Genomic DNA, 18,083 nt, shown 5'->3' with positions numbered 1-18,083 from the left:
AATTTATAATATATAAGTACTAATTAATAAATTTAATTAGTACTTATGAGTTAAATATTTTAGAAATTCTGAAGGAAAAAGTGAGATAAGTGAGATTCCAATGATAGTTATTCGAATTTTCTCTTTCAGAGCTTCAGCATAAACTGTTAACTGTAAATTGTCCACAGGATACCCTAAAGGGCATGAACTGTTAACTGAACAAAGTGGGTGAGTAAAATGGCAAGAAAAAAGAATGAGAATTCATTAGCTGAAAATAGAAAAGCAAGACATGATTATTTTGTTGAAGAAGCAATGGAAGCAGGCTTAGTTTTAGTTGGAACAGAAGTTAAATCTATAAGAAACGGGAGAGTAAATCTTAAAGATTGTTATGCAGATATATATAATGGTGAAATATTTATAAAAAATATGCATATTTCACCATATGAACAAGGAAATATATTTAATGTAGATCCGCTTCGTGAAAGAAAATTATTATTGCATAGAGATCAAATACGAAGGCTTGATGGTTTAGTATCTCAAGATGGATATACATTAGTACCGTTATCACTATATCTAAAAGAAGGTAAAGTTAAAGTGGCTCTTGGAGTGTGCAGAGGTAAGAAGAATTACGACAAGAGAGATTCAATGCTTGAAAAAGCACACAAAAGAGATATTGATAGAGCAATGAAGGAAAAATATAAATAGTAATTATGCACATGAAAATAAATAACGAGTCCAAAATAGCCTTGCAAGGTGACGTTATATTTATTTGATAGTGCCTAAGTCTGAAGTTGGTATAGATATTTTATATCTGACAGGAGACAAATTTACTTAAAAGAAGTATATATACAGTTAAGCTATCTAGGAAATTCATAAAATTGATTTCTAGGTAGTTTTTTAATTGTTAATAAATTTTACTGTAATAGAATATAGAAAAGTGATATTTACATTATAACCCAATCAATATGATAAATAATAACCATATTAGAGCAATTGTTCATAAATTTAAGAATTATATTACACAATGTTAAAAGTGAAGTATAAAGTTTTAATGAATATTTTATATAATTCATAATATAGAAAAATATACATATTATGTAATAATAAAATTAGGAGGGGTTATTATTGAAAAAATTATTAAAGGGGAAAAAATGTATAGCTTTTTTAACTAGCTTATTCTTAGCAATTACATTATTTACAGCTTTTCCATCAGTGGGATATGCTGCAAATACTGAAAAAAACTTTGATATTATTGAGGTTACAGATTTTCATGGAACCTTAAATGATACTTCAGGAAATCCAGTTGCAGGAGTTTTGGCAGATAGATTAAGCAACGTAAAAAAATCTAATCCTGATAGAACCTTAATATTAGGAGGCGGGGATTTATATCAGGGATCTGCAACATCCAACATTATGAAAGGAGTCCCAGTTCAGGAAGTCATGTCTAAAATAGGCATGGAGGTAACTACTCTAGGTAATCATGAATTTGACTGGGGATTAGACACAACTTTAAATACAACTATGAAGGGTGCAGCATATTCAATAGTGTGCAGCAATTTATATGATAAACAAAGTGGGAAGAGAGTATTTGATCCGTATAAAATTATAAATAAAGATGGAATCAAGATTGCAATTATCGGAGGAATAACACTAGAAACAGAAACAAGTGTATCACCTAAGTATGTGAAAGATTATGAATTTAAAGATTTGGCAAGTGAAATTAATTCAGTTGCAGCACAAATAAAACAAAGTAAATTAGCAGATGTAATAATAGCGTTAGTACATGAAGGTGATAAAGGTGACAATGCTACAGGACCAGTATTTGATTTAGCCAATAAACTTCAAAATGTAGATGCGGTGTTTGGAGGTCATAGCCATACTAAAACTGCAGCAATAGCTCAAACTACTAAAATTCCAGTTTATATTGGCGGTTCTAATGGGAAAGGATATATAGATGCAAAATTTGAAATAACTGGTGATAAAAAAGTTGTATTTGATACACCAAAACTTGAATCAAGTTACGTAGCTTTAGATAATGAACAAGGATATAAGGCTGCTAAACCACAAACTGATAGCGATGTTGATAAAATTGTTAAACAGGCTAACAAAGAGATAGAGCCCATGACTAGTGAAGTTATTGGATATAATACAGAAAGCGATTTAACAAGAACATTGGATGTATCTCCTTATGGATCATCAATACTTGGAAATTGGGCATCTGATGTTACAAGGAATGCAGTTAAAGCTGATGTAGGCTTTCAAAATAATGGAGGCCTTAGAATAGATATACCTAAAGGAAATATTACAGTAGGTACTATGTGGCAGTTTATGCCTTTTGATAATACGATATATAAATTAAGCATGACAAAGTCTCAATTAATAGAAGTTTTAGAACAGGCAGTTGCAGATAACAGTAAGGGGTTACAAGTATCAGGTATTAAGTTTACTTATGATTCAAAACTTCCATCAGGGCAAAGGGTTAAATCTATAACAAAAGAAGATGGAAGTGAAATTAGTGATACTGAAAAGCTAACTGTAGCAGTTCCAGATTTCGTGGCTCAAGGTGGAGATTCATTTACAGCATTTACAAAGTACGGCGGATTAGATGTGGCAAATGACACTCATACTTTGGTAAGAGATGCATTTATAGACTGGTGCAAAGCTAATAAAGATAAAAATGATAAGAATACAATATCTAATGTGGATATTCCAAGAATGATTAACACATCTAGTTCAATAACTTTGCTCGCAACAACAGATGTTCATGGCACAGTTTTAAATTATGATTATGCAACAGGAAAAGCACCAGCTAAGGCACAGGGCTTAGCTAAAGTTTCAACATATGTTAAAAGTGTAAGACAAAATAATAAGAACGTTATGTTAATTGATAATGGTGATACAATTCAGGGAACACCACTTTCGTATTATTACGATATAATGGATACAAGCTCAGAATATCCAATGGCTAAAGTCATGGGAGCAATGAAATATGATTCTTGGACTTTAGGAAATCATGAATTTAATTATGGCTTAGACGTATTAAATAGAGTGATTGGAGATTATAAAAAAGAAGGAATAGCAGTACTTGGAGCTAATATATATAAGCAGGATGAAACAAATTTTGTACAACCATATATAATTAAAAGTTTTAATATTAATGGAAAAGATATAAAAGTTGCAGTTATAGGATTGGAAAATAAGTGCATACCAAGCTGGGAAGATCAAAAGCACTACGAAGGCTTACATTTTAATGACCTTGTAGATGAAGCTAAGAAATGGGTAAATGAAGTAAAAGGAAAAGGAGCAGATGTAATTATAGTTTCAGCACATAGTGGTCAAGAAAGTGCTGCAGATGTTTTGCCAGAAAATGAAGTTAATGCAATAGCAACTCAAGTTAGCGGTATAGATGCAATTGTTGCAGGGCATACTCATCTAAAGGTTAATGACTTAACTAAAAAGAATCCTGAAGGTAAAATCGTTCCAATAGTTGAATCAACTAAAGGGGCAACAGGAATTGCACAAATAAATATCAATGTTGATTCAAATGGGAAAGTTTCTGGGCTTTCAACAAAGAATGTTGATATAGATAATAGTATACAAGATGATCCAGACATAGTTAATTTAATCAATCCATATGAAGATGCTACAATAAAATATGTAAACACAAAGATTGGAACTTCAACTGGAGAATTTACTGGAAAGGATCAAACTAGTAAGCCGACAGCAATTATGGAATTAATTAATGAAGTTCAAAAAGAAAGTGCAGGAACACAATTGTCTATAGCAGCACCATTAAGTGAAACTGCATATATACCAAGTGGTGATATTACCATTAAAGATATGATGGCGGTTTATGTTTTTGAAAACTTTTTATATGGAGTTAAGATGAACGGCAGACAGTTAAAAGATTGGATGGAATATTCAGTTAGGTATTATGCCCAAACAAGTGGAAATAATTCAGCAATAACTAAAGATTCAGTATTAAATATTCCTGATTATAACTTAGATCAACTATATGGTGCAACTTATGATATAGATTTAACTCAGCCTGCATGTACTGTTGATAAAGAAACTGGAAGAGTTATTTCAGGAAATAGAATAAAGAACTTAAAAGTCAATGGAGTAGAGGTAAAAGATTCAGATGAATTTACTGTTGCAATCAATAATTACAGATATAATGGCGGTGGCGGTTTTATGAAGGCAGCAGGATTGAGCAATACTGATCCAAGCATAGTAACTTATGATTCTGGCAAGGCTCTTGGTGATGATGGACAGGTAAGAAGCTTAATGACAGCATATATAAAAAAACATGTAGAAATATCTCCTAAATGTTCAGCAAATTGGAGCACAGTAACAAGTATAGCCAAAGAAAAAAATGTAGCTTAAATCACATGAAACAATAAAAAAGATGATAGAATAGAAAGCCATGCATAAACAGATTTCTCTAGTATATGCATGGTTCTATTTTAGAAATTTATAAGTATTTACTTTGAAATAATCGTTTGTATTGGAAATTATTTTAAATTAGGAAAAAGTTCTTGCAAAATAATTACAGAATATATATAATAATTATAGTAATCCGAGCATAATGCTTTGAATTGAATAAATTAATTGGATTTTGTGGTTGGTTTTTAGATGTTGACAAATGAAAAAATTGTTTATATAATCATTTAAGAAACTAAATTAAATAATCTGATGTCTTATCAAGAGTGGTGGAGGGACTGGCCCTATGAAACCCGGCAACCGAAATATTGTTTATCTCAATATTTATATGGTGCTAATTCCAGCAGCAGAGTAGCTGAAAGATGAGAGGATAAATTTGAGTGGTATTTATGCGCTGGAGATTTATTCTCTGGCGCTTTTGTTTTGAGGTGCATTATTAAAGTGATTAATAATTATTTTATTTTGCTGCCTTAGTTATCCGGAAACTAACAAAACAAAGTCAAAGGAGGAAATGTGTTTTGATAGAAATTAAACACGTAATTAAAAATTTTGGGGAAGCACAAGTTATAAAAGATGTATCGCTAAACATTAAAGAAGGCGAAATTTATGGAATAATAGGTCATAGTGGTGCAGGAAAATCTACATTACTTAGATGCATTAACGGTCTTGAATCTTATGATGGAGGATCAATAAATGTAATGGGGAAAGAAGTTTCTTCATTAGATGGCAGAAGTTTAAGGGAATTTAGAAAAGATTTGGGGATGATTTTTCAAAATTTCAATCTTATGCAGAGAAAGAATGTTTTTGATAATGTAGCTCTTCCACTTGAAGTGTGGGGATATAATAAAAACGAAATCAAGGACAAGGTATCAAGATTACTGGATTTAGTTGGATTAAAAGATAAAAAATTAAGCAAGCCATCCGAGCTTAGTGGTGGTCAGAAACAAAGAGTAGCAATAGCAAGAGCATTAGCATTAGATCCTAAGGTATTACTTTGTGACGAAGCGACATCAGCTTTAGATCCTAAGATTACAAAAGATATTTTGGCATTACTTTCTAAGATAAATAAAGAACTAGGAATTACAATAGTCATGGTTACTCATCAAATGGAAGTAATAAAAGAAATATGTGAAAAAGTTGCATTATTAGATGGTGGAGAAATAAAAGCAGAAGGAAGAGCAGAAGATTTATTCTTAAAGCCTGGAAAGTCTCTTAAGAAATTCTTGGGTGAAGAAGATGATGAATTATTACCTGATGAGGGAGTTAATATTAAGCTATTCTTCCCAAGTGATTCATCAGAAAATGCGCTTATAACCAAAATGGCAAGAGAACTCGAAATAGATTTTTCAATAGTTTGGGGTAAGCTTGAAAGATTTAGAAGTGAAGTACTAGGGGGGCTTGTAATAAATATTAAAGAAGAAGATAAGGACAAGGTTATAAAATATCTTGAAAATAGAGATATCTTATTGGAGGTAATTGAATAATGAATGCGATAATAGTAAAAGCTTTAATAGAAACATTAGAGATGGTTTTTGCATCAACTATTGGTTCACTTATTTTAGGATTCATACCTGCAATAATCTTAACAGTTACTGCAAAGGATGGATTAAAACCTAATAAAGTTGTTTATACTGTTTTAGATTTAATAATTAATATATTAAGAAGTTTTCCAGTTATCATATTAATGGTTGCAATAATACCTTTAACTAGATTTATTGCTGGAAAATCAATAGGGACAGAGGCAGCTATTGTTCCACTTACGATTGCAGCAGCTCCATTTGTAGCAAGAATAATAGAATCAGCACTTAGAGAAGTTGATAAAGGAATGATTGAGGCAGCAAAATCCTTTGGGGCATCAAATACTCAAATTATATTTAAGGTTATGCTTAAAGAAGCAATTCCTTCAATAGCATCTGGAATAACACTTACAATAATAAGTATTGTTGGGTATTCAGCAATGGCAGGAACAATTGGAGGCGGAGGACTTGGTCAAGTAGCGATAAGCTATGGTTATCAAAGATTCCAAACAGATTATATGGTAGTAACATGTATTGTCTTAATTATAGTGGTACAAGGACTACAGCTTATAGGCAATTATTTTTACAATAAATTATCAAAGTAGGGGGAAATAAACATGAAGAAAAAATCAATTTTATCAATAGTTTTAGCGGGAGTAGTTACACTAGGATTAGTAGGCTGCGGAAATGCTTCTAATACAGGAAGTTCAGATTCTAAAGAAGATAAGGTAATAAAAATTGGTGTTACACCAAAACCACATGAAGAAATAGTAAATGTGGCTAAGCCATTACTTGAAAAAGAAGGATATACAGTAGAAATAACAGAATTTAATGATTATAATCAACCTAACACTGCTGTAGAAGAAGGGGATTTAGACGCAAACTTCTTCCAACACACTCCATATTTAAATGAGCAAAATAAAGCTCAAGGATATCACTTAGTTTCAGTAGGAGCTATACATTTAGAACCAATGGGATTATATTCTCATAAGATTAAGAGCATAGATGAACTTAAAGATGGTGCTACAATTGCTATTCCTAATGATCCATCAAACGAAGCTAGAGCATTAAAGCTATTAGCAGGTAAGGGATTAATTAAAATTGCAGATGGTGAATTAGTTACACCAAAGGATATTACAGAAAATCCTAAGAAGTTAACATTTAATGAATTAGATGCAGCAACAGTTCCAAGATCAATAGAAGATGTTGATGCAGCTGTAATAAATGGAAACTATGCATTAGATGCTAACTTTAATCCAGCAAAAGATGCTATAATAATTGAAGATAAAGATTCAGAAGCAGCTAAACCTTATGCAAACATTGTTGTTGTAAAAGAAGGCAATGAAAATAAAGATAAAATTAAAGCTTTAATGAAAGCAATGACTTCACAAGAAGTTAAAGACTTTATAAATAAGGAATACAATGGATCAGTAATTCCAGTATTTTAGTTTTAGGCATATAGAATTGTTATCTATTTGATCGTGTCTTATAGGATGATTTTTGAAAGAGTACTCTGAATGAAAGAGTACTCTTTCTTTTATATATTGAATTCTTATTTAATTTATATAAATTTTATTATCATATTGCTAATTTAAATCATGAGTCTTTATTTATCCATATTAAATGTAATAGCAATTTATCATTGAAATTTATATAAGTAAGCATTTGCTCATATGAAGTTCATTATTGAAAACATATTTATTATTATAAGGAAGAGTGAAGAACTAAATCTTTAATAATTACCTGGAATAATGTATACTTTTAAGTATATTTAGGAAGATAATTTTAAAGGGGAATAAAAATATGAAGATATCAGAGGTAAAGGTTAAGTTACTTGGAAGTGATATATTAAGTATTATTAATGAATTCGTTAAAATTGAAGGATTAACATTAACAAGCATATCAATTAATAACGGAATATTATTAGAAGGAAATTTTAGAAAAAGAATTAAAATAGAATTTGCAGTAAAAGTAGAATTAATTGAATGTATGCAAAATAAAATTAATTTTAGAGTAGTTGAGGCAAAGATTTTAAACTTAGGAGTATTTAGGGTTTTTAGAAGTTTTGCATTAAAACAATTGTTAAAGTTATTTAAAGAATATGGGATACATAGTCAAAAAGATAGAGTGATAGTAGATGTTAACACAGTACTTAAGGATGTGCCTTTTGTGGAGCTTAATATTGATGAGATATTTATGAAAAGATCTGAGTTATGGGTGGAAGCTAGTAATGTTAATATTTCTATAGCAGGAAACTTGATAAAGAAGATAGAAGTGGAAGAGGTTAATGAAGAAGATGAAGAGGCAAAGTTAGCATTAGAAATTACGGAAAAAGTTGAAGACAGCTATTCAAAAGGAAGAAAAATTGTAGAGGACAAGCTTCCTGAGTTTACTGAGAAATACAAAGAATACATATTTATACTGCCTGATATAATTTCGCTGATCTATAGATTGCTTAAGGATAAACGAGTACCTATAAAGACTAAATTAATAATGTCAGCAGCTATAGGTTATGTAGCAATGCCAAGTAATTTAATACCTAATAAGATACCTTTTGTAGGAGCAATTGATGATATTGGAGTTATACTATTTGCACTAAATAAAGTTCTTAAGGATATTCCATTATCAATAATAGTAGAGAATTGGCAAGGTAGAAATGATCTGGTCATAGTATTACAAAAGGGCGTTGAATATTTAATGGATTTTACTAAAGCTGGAAATGTGGAAAGGTTATACTCTGTTATTGCAGAATTATCTACATTATAAAAGCTTTCTGATATTTAGGATATAATATTAGTTAGAGAATATCAAATAAGAAAGGGTAAATTACAATGGCTAAAAAAGTTTATGCTATACAATATGGATATGATTTAAAAAATGATAAAAAAGTAGAGAATATTATAGTTGCTACGTGGGGAGAATGTTTAGGATATGTTAAAGGCGTGAAGGGAGCTAAATATAAGAGCTTTGAAAACTTAGAAGATGCAAAAGCATATTTAAGTGAAGGAAATAGAATGTTAAAAAAGAGCGATGAGAATTATCCTAAAGACTGCCTTCATGCTTATGTTGATGGAAGCTATAATTCTTCAGATGGAAGATACTCATATGGTTTAGTATGTGTAAATAATAATGTAGTAGAATACATAGAAAGTAATGCGGAAAAGAATTCATCAGAAAAAAACATAAGACAAATAGCAGGTGAACTTAAAGGAGCTCTTAAAGCTGCTCAATATGCTTTAAGGCAAGGTCAAAAGAAATTAGTTATATTTCACGATTATGAAGGAATAGCTCATCATGCTACTGGCTCTTGGGAAAGAAAAGAAGAATCTTCAATGGAATATTATGAAAATATGCAAAAGCTAATGAATTCTGGTATTGAAGTAATATTTGTAAAAGTAGATAGTCATACTGGTGATTTATTTAATGAGCTTGTGGATGAGAAATGTAAGGAAGTTCTAGGAATACCTTCTGATAAAGCAGTAGAAAAATTACTTAAAAAAAACATTATAGAAGTTTCTAGTATTGAAGTAAAAAATCAAATATTAAGTGTAGCGCCATCTTCTGATAATCACATAATTATAAGTGGTAGTGATAATAAAAATGAAATCTTAGATGAAATAATAGAAGAAAATAGTGAAGAAGCTGATGAGCAAAGTAGATTTGAAGAAATTGTAAGCTTGCATAAAAATAATTCTAAAGAATGTAAAAAAATAGTTTCAAAATTGTTAAGTAAGGAAAAAGAAAAATTTATTTTATATTTATTGGAACAGCTTTAGGGGATTTCATCTTTAATTTGAAATAAGAAGTAATCATTCAATAAATTAACTTGGATAACTTCTTAATTACTACATAATCTACTTATAGAAAATTAAATTAATATTAAAGAGGTGTTGATTATGGAAAGATTCTCAAAAGGAATGATGGCAGGGATTTTAATAGGAGTGGCTGTTGAAATGGCAATGATGCCATACTATGATGATAGAAGCCCTCAAAGAACAATGAAAAGAGCAGGAAGAAGAATGAGAAGTATGGCTGAGTCTACTTATCATGGAATTCATGGCTGGATGAGATAATAAATAGACTAACTACAAAAAATTGAATTTTAATAATGCTACATTTTGGATAAAAAGACATGAGTGATTTTCATGTCTTTTTATTTTTTGTTTATTTTATTTATATTTTTTTGCATAAAAATGGATAATACAATTAAATTATATAAAATTTGGGGTACGTTTATATTTTTGTGCAGTTTTTTATAAATTTATGTTATAATTAAGGAAAAATATATTAATCGATTAAAGAATTTGTTGAATAGAGAAGGATTGAAAAAATGGAAATTCTATCACTAGGAGAAAAAATCAAAAAACGAAGAAAAGAATTAAATATGACATTAAAAGATCTAGCTAAAGACAGAATAACTCCAGGACAAATTAGTTTGGTTGAGTCTGGTCGCTCAAATCCATCAGTTGACTTATTAGAGTACTTAGCAAATGCACTAAATACTACAGTAGAATATTTAATGGAATCGGAAGAAAGCCAAGCAGAAAAAATAAGCCTATACTATGAGCAAGTAGGAGAATCTTGTATATTACAAGGCGACTATGAAAAAGGACAAAGATATATTGATAACGCTTTATATTATTGCGAAAAGTATAATTTGGAGTATAGGAAGGCAGTAATATATTTTATTACAGCAAAATCTTATATGTATAAAAAAGATTTCCCTTTAGCTCAAAAATTTTTCTTGTCTGCAAATGTTATTTTTGTTAAAAGTAATAACTATGAACAAATAATAAAAACCTTTTTAAACCTAGCTAATATAGCTTTAGAATTAAAAGCTTATCATTCTGCCAGCAGTTACTTAAAGCAAGCAGAAAAAGTTTACCTTGATAATAAAGTTGTAGATGATTTCTTAATGGGAGAAATCTATTATAATATGTCTAGAACTTATTATGATGTGGAAGATTTAGAATTAGCATTAAAATACTCATATTTAGCAAAGGAAAGATTTGAACAAATATATAATGATGAGAATTACGCAAAAAATTTATTTGGCCTAGCAGAAGAGTTTAACAAAAAAGGTGATTTGATAAATGCTATAAAATACTCAAAGAAAACGTTAGAGGTATATAAAAAAATACAATATAACAAGAGCATAGTAAATATAGAGCATAACTTAGGTAAATTATTTTATGAATTAGGAGATTTAGAAGAATCAATCAAACATTATGAGATATCTAGAAATGTTAGTGCTCAAAATCACGTAGGTCATATCAATGATATATTAATAGATATATGTACATGTTATTTAAAATTAAAAAATATTGAGCAATGCAGTAAAATATTAAAAAATATAGAAAACAGTATTGATGAAGATGACGTTGATAGAAAAATAAAATGTAAGTTAATTAAATATACTTTGTTTAATATTGAGGACAAAATTGAACAAGCAGAAACTGTATTAATTGATACGTATGTTCTAGCAAAAGATAGTGGAAGATTAGCTAAAGCAGGAGAATTAGCTATGAGGGTCGGGAAATATTTCATAGATAAAAAAGAAGAAGAAGAAGCAGCCTATTATTTGAATCAAGGAATAAAATTATTTAATGAAGCTGAGAAATTAGAAAATTAAAATGCAAAAAACTAAGAGTAAATGGGTGATATATTTTGGAAATACTGTCTACTGGTGAAAAAATAAAAAGAGCTAGGATATTTAAGGGAATTACATTAAAAGAATTATGTGAAGATAAAATATCAATAGCTAAGATGAGCTGCATAGAGAATGGAAAGATCAAAGCAGATAAGGAATTACTCAAATATATAGCGAAAAAAATTGAAATTGATTTAGAATATTTAATAGAAGATGTTTATGAACAAATATCTAATAACTTAAAAATAATGAAAAAGAATGTTTCATGTGATACTGATTCGGAAAATAAATTAAGAGATAATTTAAATTATGCACTTAAGTATAAGTATTATGATTTAGCTTTCGACCTAATACATATATTATTCTCTTACTATGTAGAGGAAAATAAGGTCGAAAATATTCAATTAATAGTGTCTCAATACTATGATTTATATCAAAGAGATAATACAGAAGAAAATACAATAATATATTTTAAAGACATGGCTAGATATCTTTCTCAAAATGGAGAATATATAGAAGCAATTTCGTATTATAGTAAGCTCAGAGAAATGTTCGAACAGAAAAAAGAAATGGTTATTAGTGAATATTGCTTAATAAGCTATAATGAAGCTTTATGCTATCAAAATTTAAATAAATTAGATGAGGCTTATGCTATTCTCTCAGGAATTATAGAATATGTTGATAATCTTAAGAGTGATGAAAGTAAGGGGAAAATTTATCACATATACGCAGCTATATGCATTAAATTAAAAAAAGACTGTGTAGATAAATATAAGAAGAAAGCTTTCGAATACCAAAAGTACAATCCTATTCTATTGGCACTATCTCATGGAAATTATGGAAGGTATTATTTTGAGGTTGGTGAAAAAGAAAAGGCAATTAGGGAAATAGAGGAAGGAATTAAGATATTCCCAAGAGATAATATTGAAAAGAATGTGGAATTTTTAAATTATTGCACTGGAATTCTTATAGATGATTCAGAGTACGAAATAGCATGTAAAATAACAGAAGAATCATTAAATAAAGCAATTATTACAAATAATATAAAATTAATTGAAAAATCGTATTATTTAAAAGGAATAATACTTCAAAAAATGGATAGATACCTGGAAGCTGAAAAATACATGAATTTATCTTTAGATTCATTATTTAAATTTGGTACAAGAGAAGAAAGAAAGAATCGTTATATGGATATGGGAAAGCTTTATTATAAATTAGGATCAACAACAGATTCATTAAAGTATTTTAATTTAGCTTTTTCTGTAGATAAGAAAATTTAATAGTAGTTATATAATTAGGCACTATCAAATAAATAACAAGTCCGCTTGCAAGGCTATTTTGGACTCGTTATTTATTTTCATGTGCCTTGTTAGTGTAAGCTTTCGTTAAATATATTGTGAGAGAAAGAAATTTTATAGAACTTTACGTGATAGGTTAGATTGAACATAATTTATTAATAATATGAGATGATAATTTTATATTATTAAGTTATGGAGAAAGTAACCTGTCATTTTTATTTTATTGAAAAAAATAAATTAAATTAATTTCAAATACACTTTGACTTTCTTTGACCAATATATTATTATATATACAGAAGAAAAACTATAAACAGTTTGCAATTAGCAGTACACAGTTTAACTTCCTTTTTAAATCATAAGTTATAACTGTAAGTAGTATAATCTAAAAATTACAAGTAATAAATCAAGTTATTGATTTGTTTATTTATAAGATTGGAGGAATAGATATGAATATTGATAAAATGACATTAAGAGTACAACAGGCATTAAATGACGCTAATGCTATAGCAGTTAAATTCAATCATCAACAAATAGATTTAATTCATCTTTTTTCAGCATTAGTAGAACAAGATGATGGATTGGTACCAAATATTTTTACCAAAATGGGCGTACCTATGAAGAATATAAAAGATTCTATAAATAAAGAATTGGATTCCATGCCTAAAGTTCAAGGAGAAGGTATTGGTAATGTATATATTACTAGAAAAATAGAAGAAGCTTTAATTAAAGCAGAAGAATTTTCAAAGCAATTTGAGGATTCATATGTAAGTGTTGAACATTTAATGCTTGCTATCATGGATGTAGGAAAGAATAGCCAGGTTTCAAAAATATTAAAGGATTATGGTATAACTAAAGACAATTTTTTGAAAGTTCTTTCAGAAGTAAGAGGAAATCAAAGAGTTGAGACACAAGATCCAGAAGGAACATATGATGCTTTAGCTAAATATGGAACTAACCTAGTTGACCTTGCTAAAAAGCATAAACTTGATCCTGTTATAGGAAGAGATGAAGAAATAAGAAGAACCATAAGAATTCTTTCTAGGAGAACAAAAAATAATCCAGTATTAATAGGAGAACCTGGAGTTGGTAAGACAGCAATTATTGAAGGATTAGCTGAAAGGATAGTAAGAGGTGATGTTCCAGAAGGCTTAAAAGATAAAATCATTTTCTCATTAGATATGGGATCATTAATAGCTGGAGCAAAGTATAGAGGTGAATTTGAAGAAAGATTAAAAGCAGTATTAAAAGAAGTTCAAAGCAGTGAAGGTAGAATACTATTATTTATTGATGAGATTCATACTATAGTTGGAGCAGGTAAAACTGATGGAGCTATGGATGCTGGAAATTTGATAAAGCCATTACTTGCAAGAGGAGAACTTCACTGTATTGGTGCTACAACCTTTGATGAATATAGAAAATATATTGAAAAGGATAAGGCTTTAGAAAGAAGATTTCAACCAGTAATTATTGACGAACCTACAGTTGATGATACAATAGCAATACTTAGAGGATTAAAAGAAAGATTTGAAATTCATCACGGGATTAGAATTCATGATTCAGCAATAGTAGCTGCAGCAAAACTATCAGATAGATACATTCAAGACAGATATATGCCAGACAAAGCAATTGATCTAATTGATGAAGCTGGAGCAATGATAAGATCAGAAATTGATTCGCTTCCAACAGAGCTTGATGTAATAAGAAGAAAGATATTCAAATTAGAAATTGAAAAAGAAGCTTTAGTTAAAGAGAAGGATGAAGGCTCACAAAAAAGATTAGAAGATCTTGAAAAAGAACTTGCGGAGCTTAAAGAAAAAAATGATGAAATGACTGCTAAATATACAAAAGAGAAAGAGCAGATTACGGCTATAAAAACCTTAAAAAGTCAGCTAGACGATGCAAGGGGAGAGATAGAAGCTGCTCAGAGAAACTTTGATTATAATAAAGTCGCTGAAATTCAGTACAGTAAGATTCCTGCACTAGAAGAGCAAATTAAGCAAAAAGAAATTGAACTTCGAGATAATTATGAGGGAGCCTTGCTAAAAGAGGAAGTTACTGAACAGGAAGTTTCAGCTGTTCTTTCAAAATGGACTGGAATTCCAGTAAGTAATTTACTTGAAGGAGAAAGAGAGAAACTTTTAAGATTAGAAGAAGAAATGAATAAGAGAGTAATAGGGCAGGGTGAAGCAGTTGAAGCTGTAACTAATGCTATACTTAGAGCAAGAGCAGGGCTTAAGGATATTAATAGGCCAATAGGTTCGTTCATATTTTTAGGACCAACAGGTGTAGGAAAAACAGAGCTTGCAAAGACTCTAGCTAGGAATTTATTTGATTCTGAAGAAAGCATTATTCGTATAGATATGTCAGAGTATATGGAAAAACATTCTGTATCTAGGTTAGTTGGAGCGCCTCCAGGATATGTAGGTTATGATGAAGGAGGACAATTAACTGAAGCAGTAAGAAGAAAACCATACAGTGTAATTTTATTTGATGAAATTGAAAAAGCACATGAAGATGTATTTAATATATTCCTTCAAATATTAGATGATGGTAGATTGACTGATAACAAAGGTAAAACAGTTGATTTTAAGAATACTATAATAATTATGACTTCGAACATTGGAAGTGAATACTTGCTAGAAAATAAAAATGAAAATCATGTTGAAGAAGAAATTAAAACAAAGGTAATGAGTGTTCTAAAATCAAGATTTAAACCAGAATTTTTAAATAGAGTAGATGATACTATAATGTTTAAACCATTGACTGAAATTGGTATAAAGAGAATTATAGATATATTCTTAAAAGATGTAAGTTCAAGATTAAAAGATAAGAATATAGAAATAGAAGTTACAGATGAAGCTGAAACAATAATGGCGAGAGAAGGCTATGATGTAGTCTATGGAGCAAGACCACTTAAGAGATATATTCAAAACACCTTAGAAAACAGACTTGCAAGGATGATAATAAAAGGTGAATTAACTTACGGTTCAAAGGTTAGAATTGATAGAAATGGTGATGAAATTGTAATAACACCAATATCATTAAAAAATCAATAATATATAATTAATCCGGTTATTTAAAACAGCAGCGTTTTAAATAACCGGATTAAATTTTTGACTAATTATTTATATCTGAAAAACTAGGAACATTAAATAATCCCTGTGCAGATTTAACGCCACGGATTATAGCTTTTTCCATGACTTTAGCAGCTAACATGCCTACAGTTGTGACGTCACACTTAACTTTATTTGTTGCCATTGTAAATATAGTATCTCCATCAAACATTGTATGAGCAGGTCTCATAGTTCTTCCGTAACCATTGTGAGCCATTGAAGCCACTTTATTTGCTTCAGCTTTTGTAAAATCTGCATTTGTTACTATAACACCTATGGTTGTGTTTCCCTTAAATGGATTTTTGGGATTTTGAAAATTCTCAAGAATTAAGCGTTCAGTATCTAAAAAAACTTTATTTTTACTATCATATGCACCGGCAATAATGCTAAGGTTAGAAGGATCAATTACATCACCTAAGCAATTTACAGCTACTATGGCACCAACTTCAAGCTCGCCGACTTTTATTGCATAGGTTCCAAGTCCACCTTTCATAGAGTAAGCAGGACCGAGAAATTTACCTACAGTTGCACCGTATCCTGCACCGATATTTCCATTTATATCATCAGTATAGATTTCAGAATTAATACATGCTTTAAATCCCATTTCCTTATCTGGTCTTATTTTTGGATCACCAAAGGCTAAATCGAATAACACAGCTTCACATACAATTGGAACTTTAGCAACAGTTACATCAAAGCCTATATCTTTCTTTTCTAAATATTCCATTACGCCAGAGGCAGCATCTAATCCGAAGGCACTTCCTCCAGACAAAACTACAGAATGAACTTTATCTACCATTTCCATTGGATCAAGCAAATCAGTTTCACGAGTTCCAGGTGCTCCACCACGAACATCAACACCACCAGTAGCACCTTTTTCACATATAATAACTGAGCAGCCAGTACCACCTTCTCTATTTTCAGCATGACCAAGCTTAATACCATCTATATCACAAAACTTTATTTCTTTCATAAATAAAATGCTCCTTATAATAAAAATTTATATAAATAAATGACCAAGGATAATAAAGTTAATTAAAATCATTGGTCATCATTAAAGAGTAATAATTAAATATTATTACATTATTTTTTCATTTTTTGTATAGCAACTATAACAGGAATACATATTACAGCACTTACTATGGCTTCTGGAATTCCGTTTGTGACTCCGATTGTAGCAATAGTAGTTCCGGCAATTGCTCTATCTATTCCAAGAGCAGCTGAATATCTATCTAAGTAGATTAAATAGGCTAATCCTAAAACTCCGATTGTATTTGTTAAAGTCGCACATAATGCGGCAATACCGATACTAATACTCTGTTTTTTAATTGCATTTTTTAAAAGAATATACACATAATATGCTACAACTCCAATTAAAATCCTAGGAATCAAAGCTATTATAGGATTCCAAAAAAGGAATGATGTTGGTAGTGGAGTTGTAAAAGCTTGATACATTGAAAATAATCCAAAGACTAGTCCAACTAAAGCACCTACAATTGGACCTTCAACAATTGCACCTATAATTACAGGAATATGCATAATAGTAGCTTTTACAGGTGGGATTGGAATAAAACCTAATCCTGTTAATCCTAAGAAAATAGAAATGGAAGACAACATACCTATCATTGCTATCTGTCTAACTGAAAATTTTGGTTTAATATTACTTCTTTCCATTAAAATACCTCCGTTCTTATTCCGTAATGTGGATATAATTCGGAAAAATCTATATACGAATTTCCGTTCAGTTTCTATAAGGAATACCGACATCTAGTATTTTACCACTTTTGAAAAAAAGTTCAATAATTTTAATGAAAGTTATTGGTTTGGACTTTGATCCTTAAAGATGTCTTGTTTATCAGGCATAATGAGTGCACATATAAAGTAGATTACAATGCAGACAGGAAGAAATTTTATAGATAATAAGATAAACAATATGCGAACTAAGGTAACATCTCCGCTTATATAATCAGAAACCCCAACAAGTACTCCGCAAATCTTTTTTCTTGAAACATCTTTATATAGTTTTTTATTTTCAAACATTATATTTATCCTCCAAATTATATTCTAATTTTAATAAAGGTGA

14 protein-coding genes and 1 riboswitch are annotated in these 18,083 nt (G+C 29.8%); of the genes, 11 read left to right on the top strand and 3 right to left on the bottom strand.

The annotated features are described in order from the left end of the window. Positions 1-216: 216 nt before the first annotated feature. The 11 genes from smpB (at position 217) to clpB (ending at position 15,943) form a co-directional block, all read left to right on the top strand. Positions 217-684, top strand: coding sequence for an SsrA-binding protein SmpB (smpB, locus tag CDLVIII_RS25950; protein WP_009172464.1), 468 nt, complete (start codon positions 217-219; stop codon positions 682-684). 420 nt (positions 685-1,104) lie between these two features. After that, positions 1,105-4,365 carry a 5'-nucleotidase C-terminal domain-containing protein gene (locus CDLVIII_RS25945; RefSeq protein ID WP_009172463.1) on the top strand — a complete coding sequence of 1,087 codons (3,261 nt, stop codon included), beginning with the start codon at positions 1,105-1,107 and terminating at the stop codon, positions 4,363-4,365. 311 nt (positions 4,366-4,676) lie between these two features. Next, positions 4,677-4,791, top strand: a riboswitch (SAM riboswitch). 149 nt (positions 4,792-4,940) lie between these two features. Continuing rightward, a complete protein-coding gene (locus tag CDLVIII_RS25940; protein ID WP_009172462.1) occupies positions 4,941-5,906 on the top strand; it encodes a methionine ABC transporter ATP-binding protein in 966 nt (321 codons plus the stop codon). After that, the gene (locus CDLVIII_RS25935; protein WP_009172461.1) at positions 5,906-6,544 is read left to right on the top strand and encodes a methionine ABC transporter permease; all 639 of its coding nucleotides are present in this window, start codon (positions 5,906-5,908) and stop codon (positions 6,542-6,544) included. The genes CDLVIII_RS25940 and CDLVIII_RS25935 overlap by 1 nt, the downstream gene beginning before the upstream one ends. 12 nt (positions 6,545-6,556) lie before the next feature. Further along, complete coding sequence (locus tag CDLVIII_RS25930; protein ID WP_009172460.1) at positions 6,557-7,387, top strand: MetQ/NlpA family ABC transporter substrate-binding protein; 831 nt, start codon at positions 6,557-6,559, stop codon at positions 7,385-7,387. 355 nt (positions 7,388-7,742) lie between these two features. Further along, on the top strand, positions 7,743-8,705 hold the full coding sequence (locus CDLVIII_RS25925; protein ID WP_009172459.1) for a DUF1232 domain-containing protein: 963 nt from the start codon (positions 7,743-7,745) through the stop codon (positions 8,703-8,705). Between the two features lie 65 nt (positions 8,706-8,770). Beyond that, a complete protein-coding gene (locus CDLVIII_RS25920; RefSeq protein WP_009172458.1) occupies positions 8,771-9,715 on the top strand; it encodes a ribonuclease H family protein in 945 nt (314 codons plus the stop codon). A gap of 120 nt (positions 9,716-9,835) precedes the next feature. Beyond that, entirely contained in the window at positions 9,836-10,012 is a 177-nt protein-coding gene (locus tag CDLVIII_RS30925) for a hypothetical protein (protein WP_009172457.1), read from the top strand. 257 nt (positions 10,013-10,269) lie between these two features. Continuing rightward, entirely contained in the window at positions 10,270-11,571 is a 1,302-nt protein-coding gene (locus CDLVIII_RS25915) for a tetratricopeptide repeat protein (RefSeq protein WP_009172456.1), read from the top strand. 35 nt (positions 11,572-11,606) lie between these two features. Continuing rightward, entirely contained in the window at positions 11,607-12,869 is a 1,263-nt protein-coding gene (locus CDLVIII_RS25910; protein WP_009172455.1) for a helix-turn-helix transcriptional regulator, read from the top strand. Positions 12,870-13,333: 464 nt separating this feature from the next. Beyond that, on the top strand, positions 13,334-15,943 hold the full coding sequence (clpB, locus tag CDLVIII_RS25905; RefSeq protein WP_009172454.1) for an ATP-dependent chaperone ClpB: 2,610 nt from the start codon (positions 13,334-13,336) through the stop codon (positions 15,941-15,943). Between the two features lie 61 nt (positions 15,944-16,004). On the opposite strand, the gene CDLVIII_RS25900 is transcribed toward clpB, so the two are convergent. The 3 genes from CDLVIII_RS25900 to CDLVIII_RS25890 all read right to left on the bottom strand — a co-directional run bounded on the left by CDLVIII_RS25900 (position 16,005) and on the right by CDLVIII_RS25890 (position 18,040). Further along, positions 16,005-16,973, bottom strand: a complete 969-nt coding sequence (locus CDLVIII_RS25900; RefSeq protein WP_009172453.1) for a P1 family peptidase — start codon at positions 16,971-16,973, stop codon at positions 16,005-16,007. A 110-nt stretch (positions 16,974-17,083) separates the two neighbouring features. Beyond that, positions 17,084-17,674 (bottom strand): ECF transporter S component, encoded by a 591-nt coding sequence (locus CDLVIII_RS25895; RefSeq protein WP_009172452.1) that lies wholly within the window; start codon positions 17,672-17,674, stop codon positions 17,084-17,086. Positions 17,675-17,815: 141 nt separating this feature from the next. Next, complete coding sequence (locus CDLVIII_RS25890) at positions 17,816-18,040, bottom strand: PspC domain-containing protein (RefSeq protein ID WP_009172451.1); 225 nt, start codon at positions 18,038-18,040, stop codon at positions 17,816-17,818. Positions 18,041-18,083: the final 43 nt, after the last annotated feature.

The sequence above is a fragment of the Clostridium sp. DL-VIII genome, assembly GCF_000230835.1.
GTDB lineage: Bacteria > Bacillota > Clostridia > Clostridiales > Clostridiaceae > Clostridium.
The sequence above is the reverse complement of the archived record's forward strand: the minus strand, read 5'-3'. Positions and strand labels throughout refer to the sequence as shown.